Below are 19,489 nucleotides of genomic sequence, written 5' to 3' on the forward strand. Positions count from 1 at the left end.
CGTGCTGGCCTCCGGTGACGACCAGGCCGCGTATCGTCGCGGCGGCGCAGGTCGTGAGTTCGACGCCCCGGGTACCCGGGGCGGTGACCGTCACGTCCTGGAGGAGAAGGGTGCCCGAGGTGGAGGCCTTCACGCCGACCTCGGTCGGCGTGTCGATGAGGACGTCCTGGATCGTGGTGTCGCTCGCGCCCGTGATCTCGATTCCGTGTTTGGCGCCGTTGGTGGCGCCATCGATGGTGAATCCGTCGATCGTCGTGCCGCTGTGGGAGATGGTGATGCCGATGTCGTCGAAGGGGATTTCGAGGATGGCGCCCGCGGTGGTGAGGATCGTCGTGTCGTCGACGGTGGTCGCGATGGACTCCGCATACGTGCCGGCTGCGACGACGATGGTCTCGTCGTCTAGGAGACCGGACGCCAGGGCGTGGCTGATGGTCGCCCACGGCGTATTGGGATCCTGCGCAGCGATGCGGTCATTCGCGTCGCTGCCCGTTGCGCCGTTTACGTAGTACGTAGCCGGGCCGGTGGGGACCGCGGGCGGGCCGGCGCCGGCGCTGGCTCCTTCGTGGAAGCCCATGTCCGCGGTGCCTGAGTCGGGCGCCAGGTCCTGACGCGTCGAGCCGTCGATGTCGCGTTCGGCCACGAGGCCGGAGCCCGCATCGACAGCTGGGCTCGACGGGTCGAGGGCAAAGACGTCGTCGGCGTAGTTCGCGATCCCTCCGCGGGTGCCGTCGGATCCGTTCGGGTCGACGTACATTGGTGAGATCGCGAGCATGCCCCCACCGAGCGCGTAGGACGACGGCGAGAGCCGCGTCGTGTTGCCGAACAGCAGGATGTTCTGAACGTTCGCGCCGGCCGTGTCGAAGAAAAGGCCGATGCCGAGGTTGTGGGTGATGATGCTGTCGTAGACGTAGGCGGTCGCGTTGCGGAGCCGCACGCCCCCACCGCTTGCTAGTCCGTTGTACGCCACCGTGTTGAACGCGATCACGTTTCCGGTCGACGTGGGGGGCAGGGGAGTGTCGGTGTTCTCGATGTCGATGCCCCACTCGCCGTTCTCGTACGCGAGGTTGTTCCGAACGTAGGCGAGGCTGGACTTTTTGAGCAGGATGCCGCGGCCGCCGGCCGAGATGGCGCGGGAGTTCTCGATCGTGACTCCGGCGGTGGTCTCGATGTGGAACCCGTTCGACGTTGCGCCGACACTCGTGGAGCCGCGAATGACCAGGCCGTCGGCCGTCGCAGCACGGATGCCGTGCGTGCCACCCTCGATCGTGATGCCTTCGATGAGGATGTCGGCGTGCGAGATGTCGATACCGGGGCTGCCGCCGCCGGCGGTGATCGTCACGGGCCCGCCCAGTGCCCGGAGCTCGACGTTCGCAAATGCGGAAGCCGGGTTCTCGCTGTACGTGCCCGACTGAACGCGGATCGTGTGCCGGCCTCCCGTGGTGTCCACGGTGCTCAGGGCGTGGGAGATCGTTGCCCACGGAGTCGTTTGTGTTTGCGCCTCTAGAGCTGACCGCGCGTCGTCTCCCGTGCCGCCATCCACGTAGAACTCCAACGCGGATGCGCTACTCGCCACCGAGATCAGGGCGGCGGTGAAGGAGACGATGAGCGCGACCGTTGCCGGCCGCGCCCAAGGCTTTATGCCCTGAATCATAAGGATAGAAAGTTCGTTTTTTTGGGGGTGTAATGTCGGGGGGTGTAACGTGTCGCGACGCAGTGCGTACCTTGGCCTGCGGTGTCGCGTAGCCCTGCGGAGTCCGCGGAGGTGGCGGCGCCTGGGAATCATCGCCGTCCACCTCCTGGAATCCATTTCTCGCCTGGCTGTCTCGTCAGTCGTTCCGCCCACGGTGCGACTGACTCGAGTGCGATACCGTGCCGTACCCTGATCCACGGATATCGCTGCCATTGGCGAACCTCACATCTGAGTTCCCACTCCCCTTTTTATCCGTGTGCCGCTACCGGACGGCACCTCGCGAAAGCGTCAGTTGGCTCTCGAGCGAGACTTCGGATTGCACCCGGGTCGCGGGCTCTCCTATGTGGGTTCGGCTAGTCAGCCTGGACGGATGAGGGGGTCCGGGGGCGGATTGCGCAGACCCAGCAGCCCTTCGGGTTGCCGGAATCCCCGGGGAGCTCCGATGTGGAGCCGAGGTGAGGCAGAAATCGTCGTGTAGGGGGTGAACGTCTTGCCCGTGAGCGCGGAGTCCACGAACGGGGGAGACTCGCTGACGTTCCCGGTGTAGGGCACGTTCAGCTCCGCGAAGCCTGGGTTTTCCGCCGCCGTCCGAGCGCTGTGCTCAGGCATCGGCTGGACGAAAGCGAAGCACACCATCGCCATGATGGTGGCAACCGTCGCCCAGGCTCTTACGAAGGATCGACTCATCCCAGGCCGTGCAATGTGCAAGTGCAGAGCCACCGAGAGTAGACAAACAGGGGGTTTTTCGGCGGGGACGTCGTGCGCCCGCGCAAGATCGGGCGACTATGCCGGGAAACGATCGTTCGGTGGGGATTGGGCCAGTTGCCCGTTCCTACAGCTCCCAGTGGCCGACACCATGGGTCGCCGCGTCTGTTTCCAGGCCCAGGGCTGGCGAATATCCGAGTACCGATGGCCGGTGGGCCGCGCGTGTTCTATGAGGGACGACAATGAGACCGACACCCCGGATCCGAACGATTCTTCTCACGGCAGCGGTGAGCCTCCTGTTGGCCGCCCCGACTACGGCCCCAGCCGGCGTGTTCGAGGCCTTCGGTCCGAACTCGGATTTCCCAGACAGCAATCTCGTCATGCCGTTTGTGGCGAAGGACTCGCGCGTCGGCTTTTTTTCGATTTCCAACCTGGGTGCCGGCGATCCAGAGGGCGCCCCGGTCCCGGTCGACTGGCGGTTCTACGACGAGAGTGGCGAACTCTTGATCTCCGTCGAGCGCCACATCCTGGGTGAGGGCGGCACCGACATCGTCGACGTCACGCAGGTGCGCAGCAAGGCGGCGGACGGCAGTCAGGGGCCGTCGACGAACCTGTCGGGCCGAAACGGTTTCGTCGTCGTTTCCAACGAAAACGGTGAGCCCGACCTCGTCGGCAACTACACGATCGCCAACACCTCTGCGAACTCGGGTTTCGGTGGCAACGCTGCCGGGCTCGGCTTCGTCGGCCTGCTCGCTCCGAACACCTTCTTGTTCGGCACGAGCTTCGCGCCGAGCAGCCTCGGCGACAATCTCTTGATGATTCTTGGTATCGACGACTTCGATCCGGTGCCGACGTCGCTTACGGAAGGCGCGATCCCACCTGCGGGCCAGGTCATATTCACGGTCGAGGTATCGCTGTATTCCAATGACGCGCCGTCGGGACTCCTTGCGAGGGTCGAGGTCCCGGTTCAGGGGACGGCCGTGTTTATGAGCTTGCAGGAATTGTTCCCCGGCTTCGATCTGAACACGTCGGTTTCTATCGTCACCATTCCGCTCACCGAAGGCGTCTCGATCATCGGGTTCTACGGCCAGGCCGTCGGCCAGTTCGGCGCCGGGCAATCCCTGCGGACGGACCTGCCGTTCAAGTGAGCAGCGCCGCGTTTCCTCCGGTCGCGCTGACCGTTGCCGGGTCGGACTCCGGGGGAGGGGCGGGCCTCCAGGCCGATCTGAAGACGTGGGAGGCTCTCGGCGTCTTCGGTACGAGTGTCGTGACCTCCGTCACGGCGCAGAACACGCGCGAGGTTCGCGTCGTCGACGCGGTCGCCGAGGACCTGGTTCGAGCGCAGCTCGATGCGGTCTTCGACGATCTCCCGGTCGCTGTCGTGAAGACCGGGCTTCTCCCGACCGCCTCCATGGTGCGCGTGGTCACCGAGGGGCTCCGTGCCCATGGAGCCCCGTTGCTCGTCGTGGATCCCGTGCTCGTGGCCACCAGCGGTGACGAACTCGCCGGCGCCGATGTGGGGGGTGCGGTCCTCGAGTCCCTGGCTGCGATTGCGACCCTTCTCACCCCGAACCTACGCGAAGCCGAGGTGCTCTCGGGCCGGTCGGTCGCGGGCCTTTCGGAGATGAGGGACGCGGCGCGCGCGCTCTCCGACCGCTGCGGCGCCGCCGTGCTCATCAAGGGAGGCCACCTCTGGGGCGCGGCCGTCGACGTGCTCCTCGACGAGGCCGGATTCGAGGAATTCGCAGCGGAGCGGATCCCGGGTGGGCCGGTGCATGGTACCGGCTGTACGCTCTCTGCCGCGATCGCGGCGGGCCTTGCGGCGGGGAAGCCGCTCCGGGAGTCGGTCGGTGTTGCAAAGCGTTACGTGCACTCAGCGCTTCGCGGCGCGTTCACCCTGGGCGCCGGCGCGCGGGTCCTCGCACACCGTTCGCGGTGAGCCGCGGAGTGGCAAGGCATGAACCCTATGTCGACGGTGGTGCGCTAGAGGCCGGACTGCGCGCGTTGTCGCAGGAAGTGGTCGCAGAGAACCAGCGCGACCATCGACTCGACCATCGGGACCGCCCGGGGGAGCACACACGGGTCGTGTCGCCCCTCGGCTTCGAGCTGAACGCTCTCGCCTTTTGTATTGACGGTCTCCTGCGCCTTGTGAATCGTCGCGGTGGGCTTGAACGCGGCGCGAAGAAAGATGGTCTCGCCGTTGGAGATGCCGCCCTGCACGCCGCCGGAGTGGTTCGTCCGCGTACGTACCTTGCCGCCGTCGGTGTAGAACGGATCGTTGTGTTCGATGCCGCTCAGCTTGGTGCCTGCGAATCCGGATCCGATCTCGAAGCCCTTACACGCCGGGAGCGAGAGAAGCGCCGCAGCGAGATCGGCTTCGAGCTTGTCGAACACCGGCTCCCCGAGTCCGGCCGGCATTCCGCGGGCCACGCAGGTGACGACTCCCCCGAGTGAATCCCCGTCGCGGCGTGCCGCGTCGATGCGCTCGATCATCTCCTCGGAGGCCTTGGCGTCGGGGCATCGCGTGATGTGCGCGTCGACCTGCTCGCGTGTCACCGTTTCGCTGTCGACCGAGGCTTCGATCTCGTGCACGCGACTTACCCACGCGACAATCTCCCCGGCGCCCGCCTGCGCGAGGACCTGGCGCGCGATCGCGCCGCCGGCGACGCGGCCGATGGTTTCGCGGGCGCTCGCCCGACCTCCGCCCTGCCAGTTCCGGATGCCGTACTTGGCCTCGTAGGTGTAGTCGGCGTGCGAGGGGCGGTAGACGTCGCGCATGTGCTCGTAGGCTGACGGCCGTGGGTCCTTGTTGCGCACCAGCATCGCGATCGGCGTGCCGAGGGTTTGGCCCTCGAAGACACCCGAGAGGATCTCGGCCTGGTCGGCTTCCTTGCGTGGCGTCGTGAGCTTGCTCTGGCCCGGGCGACGTCGATCGAGTTCCGCCTGGATCGCGCCGGCGTCGAGCGCCAGGCGGGGCGGGCACCCGTCGACGACCACACCGACCCCGCCGCCATGGGATTCCCCAAACGTGGTGATGCGGAAAAGCTCTCCGAACGACGAACTCACCCCATCATTCTATCCGTCCAGGGCCGGGGTCGCACGTTCGGGAGGATGGGAGGCTTCCGGCGAGCCCTTGCGCCGTGGCCCCGTAACGGCTTCGTCCAGGCAGATGTCGGCCAGCGCTACCGTTCGTCGCTTTCGCTATCGCGGCCTTCGCGTCGTCTACGAGTCCTTCCCTGGGCCCATCACAGCCATCGTGTTGAGCATTCGCGGCGGGGCTCGCTTCGACGGTGCCCGTCCGGGGCTGGCCCACATGGCCGAGCATATGCTCTTCCAGGGGACGGAGAGCTTCGACCAGCGTGAGCTCAATCGCCTGGCGGCCGAGTGTGGCGGAAATCACAACGCCGAGACCGGCTACGAGAGCATGGAGCTCACGTTCGAGGTGTTCAACGAAGACCTGGACCAGGCCCTCGGCTTGCTCGCCGAGCAGTTCTACCGGACACGTATCGACCCCAAGCGCTTCGCGAAGGAGCGCCGCGTCGTCCTCGACGAGATTCGTAGCTACCACGACGACCCGCTCGACTTTCTGCACGAGCGCGGCTGGCGGGCCTTCTACGACGATCCCATCGGCCGTCCGATCTGCGGCACCGCGAGCTCTCTGCGGGCCATGCGCCCGGCGGACATCGCGAGCTTCCTACGACGCTTCTTCGTGAACACGAACGCGGTCCTCTGCGTCGTCGGCGGCTCCTCCGAAGACGACGTGCGTCGCTCGCTTCGGCGCCATGTCCTCGCGGACAGAACCGGGATCGCTCGCGAAGGCGGCGGGGCTCGGGGGCGGAGAGCCGGCGCCATGCGCGTCGGTGGCGGGCCGCGGGGGCAGGGCTTCGTCACACGGTTCCTCGAGCTCGATCCGTCGGTCGAGAACCTGCTCGCGGTCGGGGTCGCCCTCGACCTCGTCGGGGCGGATGCGGACGGTGCGCTGTTCCAGGCGGTCCGGGAGGAGCACGGCCTCGGGTATGAGGTCTCGGCGGATATCGAGTTCGGTATCGGATGGGGAGCCGCGGTTCTGTCGGCGAGCGTCCGGCCCGGGCAGACCGCCAGGCTCGCTCAGGTGATGGATAGGGTCCTCCAAGAATCGGTCGAGAAGGGCTTCGACCCGGCTGATCTGGCGCGGGCGCGCAAGAAGCGGCGCTACAACCACGTTTCGGCTGGTGAGCGCCGGCAGGATCGCGCCATGGCCCTCGCGGACGCCGTGGTCACGGGCTTTCCGCTGCCGGAGGAGGCCGAGCGGATCGTGGATCAGCTGGATGACGAGACCGTGATCCGCAGCTGGCGCCGGGCGGTGGCTGGCCGATCGCTCGTGGCCGTCCTTCCCGGCTGAATCGCCCGAAGGGGGGCAATCGCCCGGCGGCCCTTGTGTGGCGCTCTGACCCGGGTACAACACCTGTGCCGCGGGATTCGTTGGGTGCGTCGCATCCGGGAGCCCCTCTGAGAGCGGAGCACCCGGGATTCGCCGGGGGCACGATCTGGAGGGCCCGGTTCGACGGGATCGCCAAGGGCGGGCCCAACTCGCATGGTCGTCTGGCTCCACCGCCAGGCGGGTACTTTACTCCCGCGCGGGGAGAGTGGAATTTGGAACAGGAACGCTTGCAGCTAGCCGTATTCATCGACTTCGACAACATTGAGATCGGCGTCAAAACGACGCTTAACAACGAACTGGATCTCGCTCTCGTACTCGACGCCTTGCGCGAACGAGGAGAGGTCGTCGCAAAGAGTGCCTACGGGGACTGGGGACGCGCCGGCAACCACAGCCGCACGCTGACCGAACACGCGGTGCACATGGTGCAGCGCAACGTCACTCCGCGCGGCGACAAGAACGGCGGCGACATCAACTTGGTCGTCGACGCTCTCGAGATGGCCTTTACCCGGCCGCACATCAACGCTTTCGCCATCGTCGGCGGCGACTCGGACTTCATGTCGCTCGTCGAAAAGCTGAAGCAGTTCGGCAAGCGCGTGTTGGTCGTCGGTGGGCGGTCGTTCACCAGCGGGATCCTTCAGCGGAACTGCCACGAGTTCATCGCGTACGAGAACCTGCTTTCGGGTGGCCGCGGCGGCGGCGGCGGCGGTCGCTCGCGGCGAAGCGGCAGCTCGGCATCTTCGAGCGGCCGTCTCTCGCTCAAGGACGGGTTCGACAAGGTCCAGCGTGGACTCAAGGTCCTGGCCGACCGGGGCGTGCAGCCGCAGCTAGGCCCCCTGAAGAGCACTCTGCTGCAGCTCGATCCGACCTTCAGCGAGCGCGACTACGGCACGTCTTCCTTCCGTGACTTCATCTCGAAGCTCGAAGGCAAGCACCAGCTGTCGATGACGCGGATCGATCAGGGCTACCTGGTCGAGCTGACCGGTGAGCCCATTGAGCCCGGTGAGAACGGGGCCGGGGCCGAAGAGAACGGTGCAGAGGGCGACGGTGACGAGGCCGAGGTCACGGCCGACGCCGCCGCGGCGAGCAAGTCGGCCGAAGAGGCCATGGATCTTCTGCGACAGGCCGTCGAAAAGCTCGGCGATCTGCGGCCGGGCAAGCCCACGTACGTTCGTCACATGGCGCAGGCGATGCGCGGCGTGGATCCGGACTTCGACGAAGAGCAGTACGGCTTCCGGACCCTCACTGAGCTCATGCACATGGGTGAGCGCGAGGGCATCGTCAAGATGCAGCGTGATCGCCAGGGTGCCTGGCGGGTGACCGCGGGGGCGCCTTCCGACAGCTCCGGTGGGTCGACCGCAGGGGCCGCTACCGACGGACCCGAAGACGCGGCGAGCGACGCTGACGTCGAGGATGCGGCTGCCGAGGCGGCCGCATCGCTCGGGGGCGATGAAGGCGACGCCGAGGCCAAGCCTGCCAAGAAGAAGTCGGCAGCCAAGAAGAAGAAGGCTCCGGCCAAGAAGAAGACGGCCGCGAAGAAGAAGACCGCGGCGAAGAAGAGCACGGCCAAGAAGAGCGCCGCCAAGAAGACGACGGCGAAGAAGGCCGCTAAAAAGGAAGAACCGGCCGCAGACGACGAGTAGGGCAGACGAGTCGGGTGGCCCGCGGGTCGCCCGACTCAGAAGCTCAACAGATCGTCGATGTCGGACTCGGAGAGTCCCCGAGGCAAGCCCGGTTCCCCGTCGCCGATCACGGCGCGAGCCAAAGCCCGCTTGCGCTCCTTCAGGCGAAGGATGCCTTCCTCGATCGTTCCCGCTGCAACGATCCGGTAGACCGACACGGTCTTCTCCTGTCCGATGCGGTGCGCTCGGTCGGTGGCTTGCTCCTCGACCGCCGGGTTCCACCAGGGATCGAGGTGGATCACGACGTCGGCCGCGGACAGATTGATGCCCGTGCCGCCGGCCCGGAGGCTCAGCAGGAAGACCGGCATTGTCCCTTCGACGAATTCGTCGATCGCGGCTTCGCGGTCGCGGGTGCGTCCGTCGAGGTAGGCATACTGAATCTTCTGCGCGTCGAGATCTTCGCGCAGTAGTGTGAGGAGCTGGACGAACTGGCTGAAGACCAGCGCTCGCCGCCCGCTCGCGATGACCTCGGAGACGAGTTCTCGGAACGCGCCCAGCTTCGCCGAGTCCTCCGCCGCATGCTTCGGGTCGACCAAGCGGGGATCGCAGGCCATCTGCCGAAGCCGCAGGAGTGCCGTCAGGATCACCATCCGGCTCTTCTCGAAGCCCTCGGAGGCCATCCGCTTCCCAAGGTCCTCGCGCGTGGCTGCTGCCAGCGCCGCGTACGCGCGCCGCTGTGGGGGCGTGAGCTCGACGACGATGTCGCTCTCGATCTTCGGCGGGAGATCTCGCTGGACCTCGGATTTCGTTCGGCGCAGCAGGAACGGTCGGATGCGGGCGCGGAGGCTCGCTGCTTCCGCTCCGCCGCTCGCCGTCGGCAGCTCCGCGGGGACCGAGACGCCGGCTTCGGCCGCAGAGGCGCGTTCGCCGATCGCGTCTTCGACCGGACGCTCCCACCGGCGGCTGAACTCGCGCCAGGTACCCAGCATGCCGGGGTTCACGAAGTCGACGATCGACCAGAGCTCTAGGAGGCGGTTCTCCAGAGGCGTACCGGTCAGCGCGAGCCGTGATTCGGCGTCGAGTGCTCGCGCGGCCGCGGTCGTCGCCGCGGTGTGATTCTTGATATGTTGGGCTTCGTCCAGGATTACGTAGCGGAAGCGGACGTCGCGCAGCCGTTGGATGTCGCGGCGCAGAAGCGCGTACGTCGTGACGACGATGTCGCTGTCGGGGACTTCGTCGGCCCGGGCATGGCGGTCGGCCCCGTGCAGCAGCAGGGTCTTCAAGTCGGGGACGAAGCGCTTCGCTTCTCGGATCCAGTTGGGTGCGACGGAAGTCGGTGCGACGACGAGGGAGGGCGCGTGCCCGTCTCGATGGTTGCGCCAGGAGAGGACGGCGAGAGCCTGAATGGTCTTTCCGAGGCCCATGTCGTCGGCGAGAATGCCGCCGACTCCGAGATCGGCGAGGAACTGCAGCCAGGCGAGCCCGACTTCCTGGTAGCTGCGAAGTTCGGCGCGCAGTCCGGGGACCGGGTGCGGCGTGGCGGCGACATCGAGTGCGCGGAGGCGGTCGGTCCAGCCGGAGACCGTTTCGTCGATCGTGACCTCGTCGGCAAGCTCGCCCCAGAGTTTCGTTTCGCCCAGGGCGTGGCGCGGCAGCTCGGCCTTCCCGTCGTCGCCGAGTGTGCCGTCCGATGCCGCAGCGAGTTCCGCGACCCGGCCGGACAGCGAGGCGATGCTCCCGTCGGTGAGTTTCACCCAGCGTCGTTTCGCCGCCATTGCGGCGCGAATCTCGTCGACGTCGGCGCGGATACCCTCGGCTCCAAACGCGAGGGCAACATCCATCAGCCCGCTCTTCGCCGAGCGCGCCTCGAGGTGCGACCGCACCGGCTCGCGCACGGTGACGTTGCGGAGGTCGGCTGGCACGATGATCTCGTCAATCGAGCCGCCGCGGCCGGCGCGGGCCACGATCTCGGGCAGTTCGTGCGTCCAGAACGTGACGGCGCGTTCGCCGTCGCCGCGGTACACGGGGCCTTGGTTCGCATCGGCGGGCGCGCGTCCGCGCCGTCGGCCGCGCCGAGCACTGAGGCGCAGGGAGGTCGATGCGACGGCGTCGACGGCGGCGCGTTCTGCCTCGCCGTCGCGTTGGTCGTTCCAGACGTTCGCGCACGTATCCGGCTCGAGATCTACGCGCTCGCGCTCGTACCGCGCCTCGATACGCGCCTCGACTGCGAAGACGGATCCGCCGACCTGCAGGACGATGTGCGGCTTCGGCAGTGGAGGAAGTCCGAGCGCGTCGCGGCGGGGCAGGCCAATGCCCTCGCGCAGGAAGTGCTCGGAGAGCATTGCGGGCAGTCGGGGGACGTCGTCGCGCGTGAGAAGAATGGACGGGTTCTCGAGAAGCCGGGCCAGCGCGATGTGGCCGACGTCGGGGACGACGCGGGCAAACGTCCGGCTGCGGCGCAGGAACACCCACGTGCTGGCGCCGCGAAAGACGACGCTGTCCTCGAGCGCGGCGGGCAGGGGCAGGTAGCTCGGGGCGCCGTCCTGGTCCGCCGCTATCCAGTGGGCTTCCAGGACCTTCAGGTCGGAGGCCTGGGGCATCGGTTCGTGCGTGGCGATGCTCAGCAAGTCGAGGAAGCGCTTCTCTTCGATCGACCCGACGATCGCCGTGTAGGCGACCCAGGCCTCGTGCAGTTCCTTTTCCTGCTCCCGGCGGTCGGCGTCGTCGTCGGCAACGACGCGATGAGCGGTGAGCTCGCCGTGGCGCGCATCCCGCAGATCGAGCGACGGGCGCAGTTGCGCCGTCGTGATCGCGGCGACGCATTCCGCGCCTTCGCCGTTCAGCACTAGGCCGGCATCCGCGGCGCGTTCGAGGAACGTGCAGGCGGCGGCGCCGGCTGCGGTGAATTCCCGCGTGCCCGACAGGGAGTGCGCGAGCGGCTCGAGGATGCGCCACTCGGTTGCGGGTAGACGCCGCGATTCGAGCTCGTCGGGGCTGAACGGCTTGCGTGCACCTTCGGGAAGGACTCGGACACGGAGCTGCGGTGGTTCTTCTGGTCGGGAAGAGTCGTACTCGACGTCGATGGAGTACGTCGCGGGGCCGATCGGTCGAACCTCGCCCCGACGTCGCCAGCTCTCGAACGTGAGGTCGAGGAGCTGCGCTGGCGCGAAGGTCCGCTGGGCGCCTTCGACGTCGATGCCACGCCGCCGTACCAGCTCACGCACGTCCGATCGTTGCTTGGCCTCGCGCGCGGGATCGTCTTCGTTGGGTCCGAGTCCGCCCGACAGATCGTCGCGCAGAGGGCGATTGTTCGCGAGGGCGAGGAGAAGTCCGGCGACGTGACCGCAGGGCGGGTCGGTCGTGAACCCCTCGCAATCACACAGGCAGGCAAGGGCACCTTCTTCGCCCATGCCGACGTTGATCGAACAGGAGTCGCCATCCTCCTCGGTCATCACCGCGCGGACTAGCTTGCCACTGATGGCTCGGGGCTTTCCGTCGATGTGTTCGGCGTGCGCATGCGCGCGGGCCCAGGCTCGGGAGCCGGTGAGGTCGAGAATTCGCGCTGCAGCCAGCGTAGGGAGCCAGGCCGAGAGCGGTTGGAGAGGGACATGCGTTTCGTCAACCGACACTGAACCGTTCAGCGTAGCCGCGGCACGGGGCCCAAGCAAAGGCCCATCTTTGAAGCGTCTCACCTGGCGCACCGGTTGGCCGGGTGTCGGCGGCTTGCTGCCCGATCCCTCAACCAGCAAGCTGCAACCCGAAGAGCCACAATCGTCCCGGCGCCCGCCGGACGCAGACCGCACAGGAGCGAGCACGATGCAGGAAATCCGTTTCGACGATCTCGACACCCTGAACGCCAAGATCACCGGTGAGTACGGCGAGTATGGTCCGGCGATGACCGTGACCCAGGAGATGATCAACCAGTTCGCGGAGCTCACGGGGGATCGCCAATGGATTCACGTGGACGTGGAGCGCGCGAAGAAGGAAAGCCCTTTCGGCGGCCCGATCGCGCACGGTTTCCTGACGCTCAGCCTCCTGCCCAATCTGCGTTCGGCTGACGGGTATCGCATCACCGGGCACGGCAATGCCGTGAACTACGGGGCGAACAAGCTGCGTTTCCTCGCTCCCGTGCCGTCCGGAGCCCAGATCAAGTCCCGCTCACGGCTCAAGGGCGTCGAAGCCAAGCCCAAGGGCACGATGATCAGCAACGAGATCGAGGTGGGCATCGAGGGCTCGCAGACGCCGGCCCTCGTGTACGAAATGCTCGTACTCTACAACCCGCCCCGGGGCTGATCCCGCCGGCAGTCCAGGCCCGGCTTGCGAGATCTCGGCGATTTCCGCAAACAGGGTAGGGGGTACGCGAGGCACGCGGCTCCACGGCTAGGAAGGAAACGGTCATGAATGCTCGAATGAGTTCAAAGGGTGTCTGGGTGATGGGACTGGTTTCGCTCGCGCTGGTCCTGGTGGGCTCCACGGTTCACGCCGAACCCCTGGAGCGCGTCGAGGCCGTCCGCGTTTGCATGGTGAACAACACCGTCTTTCCGAAGGACCAGATCCCGGTCGAGGTTGACGGGAAGACGTATTTCGGCTGTTGCGAGATGTGCAAAGGGCGCCTGGCGAAGGATGAGGCCATCCGGATGGCCACCGACCCGGTCAGCGGCAAGCAGGTCGACAAGGCCACCGCCATAATCGGAGCTGGGGCAGACGGGAAGGTCCAGTACTTCGAGAGCGAGGAGACCTTCGCCCGCTTCGGCAAAGGTGCCTGAGCGCGTCGTTTCGCCGCAAAGCGCGACCCCGGGTCGCGCGACCATATCGCGTCCGCCCTATCCGTGATTCGCGGGGGCTTCTCGGCCCGCCCGGTCGGATCCTGGGTTGGGATGTGTTAGATATGGACCTAGAAAGGCTCCCATTCGGTTGGGAGGAGGTGTGAATGGCCCCAGATGGTCGCGTGGACGGGGATCCAAAAGAAGAAGTAGGGATGGACGACGACTCCGCCTGGGAACAGGCGATGTCCGACGTCGAGCCGCTGGACGAGGACGTTGGCGAGCCGGAGGCCGGTGAAACGCAGAAGGGGCCCGAGACCGGGCTGGCAGAGCACTTTCGCCAACGACAGGACGCCACGCCGACCGTGACGGGCGACACCACGTTCGCCTTCGACCGCCGCACGTACGAGCGCCTCAAAGAGGGGCATATCAAGATCGAGGCCCAGGTCGACCTGCACGGCTGCACGCAGGAAGAGGCGTTCGTCTCTGTGAACAAATTCCTCGACGAAGCCTGGTTCGAGGGCCGGCGCTGCCTGCTCGTCATCACTGGGACGGGGACGGCGCGTGACGGTGGCGGTGTTTTGCGCTCCGCCGTCCCGGGTTGGATCACCGACGGTGCCCACCGCGAGCGCCTCATCGGGATCGGCCCCGCCGACAACCGTCACGGCGGCGCCGGTGCGCTCTACGTTCTGCTGCGTCGCCCCAAAGACCCCGTAATCGGGTAGATCGGAGCACTCGTTTCGATCTCCGGGCTTTCGCACCTCCTCGTCGCTCGGTAGAGGGGGGACGGAACCCGATGGCCGATCGTCCCGACAACGCCGAGGAGGCCATCCAGGATCCCGGCCCGTCGTCGCGAGCCGTTCGACGCCAGATGCGCGACTTCCTCCGCACGCACGAGCAGCGTCGGAGGCAGCTCCCGCGCGCGTTGCTCGTCGGTGTTCTCGCGGGACTGGTCGCGGTCGGTTTCCAGTGGTCGCTCGAGGCTGCGAACCACGCTCGCGACTTCGTGTTCGAGCGCGCGAGAGAGATCGGCTGGTACGGGATCTTCGGGGCGATGGGTTTCTCGGCGATCGGTGTTTCGTTCGCGCTGTTCATGGTGCGACGCGTAGAGCCCGACGCGTCGGGCAGCGGCATCCCGCACGTCAAGGCCGTCCTCTATCACCTGCGAGAGTTCCACTGGGCGAAGGTCCTGCCGGTGAAGTTCGTCGGCGGCGTCTCGGGGATCGGCGCGGGCCTCGCGCTCGGTCGCGAGGGCCCGACGATTCAAATGGGCGCGGCGATTGGCCAGATGGTGAGCCGCTGGTTTCCGTGCACGCCGCGTGAGCGGCAGACCCTGATAGCCGCCGGATCGGGGGCGGGGCTTTCCGCCGCGTTCAATGCGCCGCTCGCGGGACTGGTGTTCGTCCTCGAGGAAGTCCAGAAGGACTTCGCACCGGCGGTGTTCACCGTGACGTTGATCGCGTCGGTCACCGCGGACGTCACCGCGCGATCGCTATACGGACACCTGCCGGTCTTCCACGTCGGCACCTACCCGATTCCGTCTCTCGCCTCGCTGCCGTTCTTCTTCTTGCTTGGAGCGCTGGCAGGGCTCGTCGGCATCGCGTTCAACCGCGCGCTCGTCGCGAGCATCGAGATCTTTGCCAAGATCAAGCCGTGGCCTTTCTGGGTGACGGGGAGTCTGGTCGGGATCGTCCTCGCACTCGTCGGCTGGTTCTTCCCGGGAACGCTCGCCGGTGGACACGGTCTGGTCGAAGCGACGCTCGGTGGAGCGCTGCCACTCGAAATGCTCGTCGGCTTCTTCCTCCTGCGTTTCGCGCTGACGATGGTCAGCTATGGGACGGGCGCGCCGGGCGGGATCTTCGCACCGATGCTCGTTCTCGGCGCCGCGCTCGGGATGATCACCGGGGATCTGGCGAGCGCCGGGTTTCCCGAGGCAGTCTCGCACTCCAAGACCTTCGCGGTCGTCGGGATGGCGGCCGTGTTCGCCGCGGTCGTTCGGGCCCCGCTTACCGCGATCGTGCTGATGGTGGAGATGACGGGCGACTACTCGCTGGTCCTGCCGCTGCTCGTCGCGGTTTTGACCGCGGGTGGCCTCGCCGACTATCTGAACGACAAGCCTATCTACGAAGTCTTGTTGCGACGCGATCTCGAGCGCTGGCAGGAGAAGCCGCAGCTCGCTGAAACGCTCTTGCTGGAGCTCAACATCTCATCGGGGGCGCCGTTCGAGGGTAAGAAGGTGCGGGAATTAGGGCTCCCGCCGGGCTGCATCCTGATCACGGTCACGCGGGGTGTCACGGCCGAGGTGCCGACGGCCGAGTTCACGCTCGAGGCCGGCGACCGGATCACGGTAGTCGTGGCGCCGCAGGCGGCCGAGGCGGTTCCGCTCCTTCACCTCGGCGTCGCGGGCGACGGAAGCTGAACGCGGCGTCGTTACTCGGGTGCGGGGTGTGTGAACAGCTCGTTCGCGATCGATTCCAGGTGACGCATTTCTCGCCCGTCGTGCGCCGGGTCGGGGAGCTTGCTCGTGATCGACTGTGAGAGGGGCAGCACGTGACGTCCGAACTGGGCCAGGTACTCTAGGGCCACGACCACGAAAAGGGAGTGTCCGAGGCTCGGAAGATCCTCTGGGTGGGCGATCTGCATGGCTTTACGGTTATCGGTGTAGGGCCGGGGGCCGGCTAGGGCAGCTGGCGGGCGCCCGGCCGTCCGGTTAGGTCTGCGGGGTGTCGGAATCGGTCGTGACCCTCCGGGGCGTGGCAAAGCGCTTCGGCGAGCGGCTCGCGGTCGACGGCGTCGATCTCGACGTCCCGCGGGGGTCGTGCTTCGGCCTTCTCGGCCCGAACGGGGCGGGGAAGACGACCACGCTTCGGATGGTGTACGGCGTCACGCGCCCGACGGCGGGTGAGATTCGGGTGTTCGACGTCGACGTCTCGCGCGACCCGCGGGCGGTACGCTCCCGCCTCGGCGTGACGCTCCAGGAGAACTCCTTGCTCGAGGCGCTGTCCCCCGAGGAAAACCTTCGCATCTTCGGCCGCTATCATCTCCTCGCCGAGCCGGAGTTGGGGCGACGGGTCGAGGAACTCATGGATTTCCTAGAGCTCCGTTCGCACGCGGGCGTGCCCGTGCGGGATCTCTCGGGCGGGTACCAGCGTCGATTGTCGATCGCGATGTCGCTGATGAATCGGCCGGATCTATTGATTCTAGATGAGCCCACCACCGGGCTCGACCCGGCCGTTCGTCAGGCGTTGTGGGCCCGCATCCGCGAGTTGCAGGCGCGCGGTACGACCGTCCTCCTCACAACGCACTACATGGATGAGGCCGAGCGTCTCTGTGACCGCGTCGCGGTGTTCGCCGACGGGCGCGTGAAGAGCGAAGGATCGCCGGCGGAACTGGTCGCGCGCCACCTCGCTGCCGAGGCGCTCGAGATCGATTGCGACGAGGAGACCGAGCGAGAGGTTCTGGGGGACGGCTCAGGCACGCGCCGCATACGGGCCGGCAACCGGCTGATCGTCTACTCGGACGACGTTGCGCCGCTGCTCGAGCGCGCCCACAGACTCGGCGGATCGAGGCCGGTCGTGCGGCCCACGAATCTAGAGGATGTGTTCCTTGCACTCACGGGGACGAGCATCGAGGAGGCGGACGAGTGATTCTCTCAGGACCGCACGCCCTGTCCGTCTGGCGACGGAACGCGTCGATGTACGCGCGCACCTGGAAGCTCAACCTGCTCCCGAACTTCTTCGAGCCGGTTTTCTACTTGATGGCGATCGGTATCGGGGTGGGTGCCTACATCGATCAGATGGGGGGCCTCTCGTACGTCGAGTTTCTCGCGCCGGGCCTGATCTGCGTGGCCGCGATGAACGGGGCGAGCTTTGAAGTGACGTACAACATCTACGTCCGGATGAGCTTCGAGAAAACGTACGACGCGATGTTGACGACGCCCCTGCAGCCGGAGGACATCCTTGCCGGCGAGGTCCTCTGGGCCGTGACCCGAGCATCGATCTATGGTGGGATTTTCTTCCTGGTCGTGGCGCTCTACGGCCTGGCGCCGATGCCGGGAGCTCTTCTCGCGTTGCCCGTCGTTCCGCTCACCGGGCTCTTGTTCGCGATGATAGGCATCACCTTCACGCTGCGCGTCCCGACGATCGACTTCTTCAGCTTCTACTTCACGCTCTTTCTGACGCCGTTGTTTCTCTTCTCGGACGTCTTCTTTCCGATTGAGGAACGCCTGAGCGGCGCGTGGCTGATCCTCGCCGAAGTCCTGCCGCTGCTTCATCCGGTCCGGCTCGCCCGTGGCTGCTTTTCGGGCGATCTGGGCCTGATCGCCCTGTGGGACCTGGCCTACATCGTCGGCCTGTCCGTTCTGCTGTTCGGGGGGGCCCGCCGGGGAATGGTGGGTCGGCTCACGAGCTGAGGTTTGAGCTGTGGCGCCGCCCTGAGCGAAGTTCGCGGCATGACGAAGATCTCCTACGAGGCCGACGGAGATCTAGCGACGCGCGCGCTCGCCATCGCCAGGGCGATCGGAGGGCTGCGTGAAGGTGAGATCGAAATGGACGCGGGCCGTCCCCGCCTGGCTGAACTCAACAAGGAGCACTGCAGAGACGACATTCACACGCTGGAGGCCGATATGCTCAAGAAGCTCGGTCCCGGAGTGCGCTGCGCGTGAGGGTGTCGCCGGCTGGCCAGAAGCGGGCTGGGCGAGTACACGTCGTATTGTGAGAGAGTCGACGAGTGCCCGCCGGGACGTGTTGCGCTTCGCCGCGACGTTTCTCGGGCTCGTGATCGCGTTCCGCTGGATCGTGTCCACCGGGCCGATCGAGCGCGTGTTGCACGACCCGCTCTGCACCCTCATCGCGCGCTTGTCCGGGGCAATCTTGTCCCCGTTCGGGACCGCGACCGTGCAGGGCAATCGCCTGGCCTTCGACGGCTTCTGGGTCATCGTCGTGGAGGCGTGCAACGGCGTCCTGCCGACGACGATTTATCTCGCGGCCGTGCTTGCGTTCCCGACCACCTGGGTCGCGCGGCTCTGGGGAGTCGCGATCGGCGTTCCGACAATCTTTCTTCTGAATCTGGTTCGCGTGGTGAGCCTCCTGATTCTCGGCGCGTACTGGCCCGCGGCGTTCGAGCAGGTCCACATCTATGTCTGGCAGACTCTCATCATCGCGCTCTCGATGGGGGTTTGGATTTTCTGGGCGGAGTACTTCGTCCGACCGACGGCTCGGGTTGGCGCGGGCGCTTAGCTTTCTGTTGCGGGCCGTCGTCGGCGTCACGGCGGTCTATCTTCTGTGGATTCCACTCGGGGAGCCGACGCTCGTCGTCGTGGCGCGCGCGACGGAGGTGTTGCTGTCGTGGGTCTGGACGCCGCCCCTGATCACCGGGCTCGAGGTCTCCGGCGATACGGTGAACATCCGAGGGCTCTTCTTTACGCCGGGGCAGTGGATGGGACGGTGGGCGGCCGGCAACCTCCCCCTCTTCGTGATCGGATCCCTGGGACTCTCGATTGCGGTTCCTGTTCGTGGTTGGGCGGACCGATGGGCGCTCATCGGCGGCACATTGCTCGTTTGTTTCCTGGTTATGGTCGCGATCTCGGCGGTCGAGGTGCTCACGGTCTCTGCGGTCTGGGCCAAGGGTCGCGAAGGCGTCCTGCTGCTGTCGGAGCCCGAGCGCCAATTCATCGAGCAGGCGCACGGGAGCATCGACTTCATCCAGATGCTGCTGCCCGCGACCCTCGCGTTGTTGGCGTACGGATTCGTGTGGGCAGAGGAGGGCTCCACCGACGGGCGCTCCTCCTGGGCGGTGCCTATGTGGCTTTGGGGCACGTTCGCCGCCGTCTTCGCGCTGTCGATGCTCCCCACGTCCCCACCCGGTCCGGCGGCTCGGCTCGCGCGCTTCCAACAGACCGCGGAGCTCAATCCGCGGTCCGCTGAGGTATGGTTCGCCTATGCTCGTGCGGCCAGTCGGACCCGAGGGGCGCGGGGGGCGGTCGATGCGTTCGAGCAGGCGATGGCCAACGGGGCCAATCCGCATGCCGCGCGGATCGGCATCGCTGAGAGCCTGCTCGCGTCCGGGCGGCCGGGGGACGCGCTCACGGTTGCGCAGCAGGCTCTTCGCGACGGCCCGCCAAGCCCGCGGTTGGTCGCCGCGGAAGCCACGGCACTGACGGCGCTCCGGCGTCCCTGCGACGCCGTTCGGCAGATCGAGATGCGCGCGCGCGGGGAACTCCCACCGGTGCTCGTAAGGACGCGTCGGGTTGCAGAGAAGGGGTGTGCCGCGGTCGAAGGCGGCTAGGCGCCGT

The 19,489-nt window shown here is 66.8% G+C and carries 18 protein-coding genes; 13 read left to right on the forward strand and 5 right to left on the reverse strand.

What is annotated here, in order from left to right; genetic code table 11:
* Together P8R42_08910 and P8R42_08915 are read right to left on the reverse strand one after the other, a co-directional pair.
* Window positions 1–1,651 (reverse strand): right-handed parallel beta-helix repeat-containing protein (locus P8R42_08910; GenBank protein MDG2304760.1); only part of this gene is annotated, 1,651 nt, incomplete at its 3' end.
* Between the two features lie 396 nt (window positions 1,652–2,047).
* Entirely contained in the window at window positions 2,048–2,299 is a 252-nt protein-coding gene (locus tag P8R42_08915; protein MDG2304761.1) for a hypothetical protein, read from the reverse strand.
* A 338-nt stretch (window positions 2,300–2,637) separates the two neighbouring features.
* On the opposite strand from P8R42_08915, the gene P8R42_08920 reads away from it, so the two are divergent.
* Together P8R42_08920 and thiD are read left to right on the forward strand one after the other, a co-directional pair.
* Complete coding sequence (locus tag P8R42_08920) at window positions 2,638–3,543, forward strand: hypothetical protein (GenBank protein ID MDG2304762.1); 906 nt, start codon at window positions 2,638–2,640, stop codon at window positions 3,541–3,543.
* Window positions 3,540–4,334 carry a bifunctional hydroxymethylpyrimidine kinase/phosphomethylpyrimidine kinase gene (thiD, locus tag P8R42_08925; GenBank protein ID MDG2304763.1) on the forward strand — a complete coding sequence of 265 codons (795 nt, stop codon included), beginning with the start codon at window positions 3,540–3,542 and terminating at the stop codon, window positions 4,332–4,334. Before P8R42_08920 ends, thiD begins: the two co-directional genes overlap by 4 nt.
* A gap of 44 nt (window positions 4,335–4,378) precedes the next feature.
* On the opposite strand, the gene aroC is transcribed toward thiD, so the two are convergent.
* A complete protein-coding gene (aroC, locus tag P8R42_08930) occupies window positions 4,379–5,461 on the reverse strand; it encodes a chorismate synthase (GenBank protein MDG2304764.1) in 1,083 nt (360 codons plus the stop codon).
* Between the two features lie 103 nt (window positions 5,462–5,564).
* Between aroC and P8R42_08935 the strand changes: the two genes are divergently transcribed.
* Both P8R42_08935 and P8R42_08940 read left to right on the forward strand, forming a co-directional pair.
* On the forward strand, window positions 5,565–6,776 hold the full coding sequence (locus P8R42_08935; GenBank protein ID MDG2304765.1) for a pitrilysin family protein: 1,212 nt from the start codon (window positions 5,565–5,567) through the stop codon (window positions 6,774–6,776).
* A 266-nt stretch (window positions 6,777–7,042) separates the two neighbouring features.
* Entirely contained in the window at window positions 7,043–8,455 is a 1,413-nt protein-coding gene (locus P8R42_08940; GenBank protein MDG2304766.1) for an NYN domain-containing protein, read from the forward strand.
* A 35-nt stretch (window positions 8,456–8,490) separates the two neighbouring features.
* Here P8R42_08940 and P8R42_08945 read toward each other — a convergent pair whose 3' ends face one another.
* Complete coding sequence (locus tag P8R42_08945; protein ID MDG2304767.1) at window positions 8,491–12,063, reverse strand: DEAD/DEAH box helicase; 3,573 nt, start codon at window positions 12,061–12,063, stop codon at window positions 8,491–8,493.
* Window positions 12,064–12,250: 187 nt separating this feature from the next.
* Between P8R42_08945 and P8R42_08950 the strand changes: the two genes are divergently transcribed.
* The 4 genes from P8R42_08950 (at window position 12,251) to clcA (ending at window position 15,616) form a co-directional block, all read left to right on the forward strand.
* Window positions 12,251–12,727 carry a MaoC family dehydratase gene (locus tag P8R42_08950; GenBank protein ID MDG2304768.1) on the forward strand — a complete coding sequence of 159 codons (477 nt, stop codon included), beginning with the start codon at window positions 12,251–12,253 and terminating at the stop codon, window positions 12,725–12,727.
* 104 nt (window positions 12,728–12,831) lie between these two features.
* Entirely contained in the window at window positions 12,832–13,200 is a 369-nt protein-coding gene (locus P8R42_08955; protein ID MDG2304769.1) for a hypothetical protein, read from the forward strand.
* A gap of 164 nt (window positions 13,201–13,364) precedes the next feature.
* The gene (locus P8R42_08960; GenBank protein ID MDG2304770.1) at window positions 13,365–13,922 is read left to right on the forward strand and encodes a Smr/MutS family protein; all 558 of its coding nucleotides are present in this window, start codon (window positions 13,365–13,367) and stop codon (window positions 13,920–13,922) included.
* A gap of 71 nt (window positions 13,923–13,993) precedes the next feature.
* Window positions 13,994–15,616: a H(+)/Cl(-) exchange transporter ClcA gene (clcA, locus tag P8R42_08965; GenBank protein ID MDG2304771.1), complete on the forward strand. Its 1,623-nt coding sequence runs from the start codon at window positions 13,994–13,996 to the stop codon at window positions 15,614–15,616.
* Window positions 15,617–15,627: 11 nt separating this feature from the next.
* Here the strand turns inward: clcA and P8R42_08970 are convergent, their stop codons facing one another.
* Complete coding sequence (locus P8R42_08970) at window positions 15,628–15,840, reverse strand: hypothetical protein (GenBank protein ID MDG2304772.1); 213 nt, start codon at window positions 15,838–15,840, stop codon at window positions 15,628–15,630.
* Window positions 15,841–15,920: 80 nt separating this feature from the next.
* On the opposite strand from P8R42_08970, the gene P8R42_08975 reads away from it, so the two are divergent.
* From P8R42_08975 to P8R42_08995, 5 genes are read left to right on the forward strand one after another with little or no spacing between them, the layout of a single operon-like run.
* On the forward strand, window positions 15,921–16,844 hold the full coding sequence (locus P8R42_08975) for an ABC transporter ATP-binding protein (protein ID MDG2304773.1): 924 nt from the start codon (window positions 15,921–15,923) through the stop codon (window positions 16,842–16,844).
* Window positions 16,841–17,608 carry an ABC transporter permease gene (locus tag P8R42_08980; protein ID MDG2304774.1) on the forward strand — a complete coding sequence of 256 codons (768 nt, stop codon included), beginning with the start codon at window positions 16,841–16,843 and terminating at the stop codon, window positions 17,606–17,608. Before P8R42_08975 ends, P8R42_08980 begins: the two co-directional genes overlap by 4 nt.
* A gap of 39 nt (window positions 17,609–17,647) precedes the next feature.
* Window positions 17,648–17,860 carry a hypothetical protein gene (locus P8R42_08985; protein ID MDG2304775.1) on the forward strand — a complete coding sequence of 71 codons (213 nt, stop codon included), beginning with the start codon at window positions 17,648–17,650 and terminating at the stop codon, window positions 17,858–17,860.
* A gap of 49 nt (window positions 17,861–17,909) precedes the next feature.
* Window positions 17,910–18,434 (forward strand): exosortase H, encoded by a 525-nt coding sequence (gene xrtH / locus P8R42_08990; protein ID MDG2304776.1) that lies wholly within the window; start codon window positions 17,910–17,912, stop codon window positions 18,432–18,434.
* Complete coding sequence (locus P8R42_08995) at window positions 18,418–19,482, forward strand: hypothetical protein (protein MDG2304777.1); 1,065 nt, start codon at window positions 18,418–18,420, stop codon at window positions 19,480–19,482. Before xrtH ends, P8R42_08995 begins: the two co-directional genes overlap by 17 nt.
* Window positions 19,483–19,489 lie beyond the last annotated feature (7 nt).

This window comes from Candidatus Binatia bacterium (assembly GCA_029243485.1).
Classification (GTDB): domain Bacteria; phylum Desulfobacterota; class Binatia; order UBA12015; family UBA12015; genus VGTG01.

Bases quoted from the DNA above. Each gene is read 5' to 3' on its own strand.
- P8R42_08915 (MDG2304761.1), bottom strand. From the start codon at position 2,299: ATGCCTGAGCACAGCGCTCGGACGGCGGCGGAAAACCCAGGCTTCGCG.
- P8R42_08920 (MDG2304762.1), top strand. From the start codon at position 2,638: ATGAGACCGACACCCCGGATCCGAACGATTCTTCTCACGGCAGCGGTG.
- P8R42_08950 (MDG2304768.1), top strand. From the start codon at position 12,251: ATGCAGGAAATCCGTTTCGACGATCTCGACACCCTGAACGCCAAGATC.
- P8R42_08985 (MDG2304775.1), top strand. From the start codon at position 17,648: ATGACGAAGATCTCCTACGAGGCCGACGGAGATCTAGCGACGCGCGCG.
- clcA (MDG2304771.1), top strand. From the start codon at position 13,994: ATGGCCGATCGTCCCGACAACGCCGAGGAGGCCATCCAGGATCCCGGC.
- P8R42_08970 (MDG2304772.1), bottom strand. From the start codon at position 15,840: ATGCAGATCGCCCACCCAGAGGATCTTCCGAGCCTCGGACACTCCCTT.
- P8R42_08955 (MDG2304769.1), top strand. From the start codon at position 12,832: ATGAATGCTCGAATGAGTTCAAAGGGTGTCTGGGTGATGGGACTGGTT.
- P8R42_08960 (MDG2304770.1), top strand. From the start codon at position 13,365: ATGGCCCCAGATGGTCGCGTGGACGGGGATCCAAAAGAAGAAGTAGGG.
- P8R42_08935 (MDG2304765.1), top strand. From the start codon at position 5,565: ATGTCGGCCAGCGCTACCGTTCGTCGCTTTCGCTATCGCGGCCTTCGC.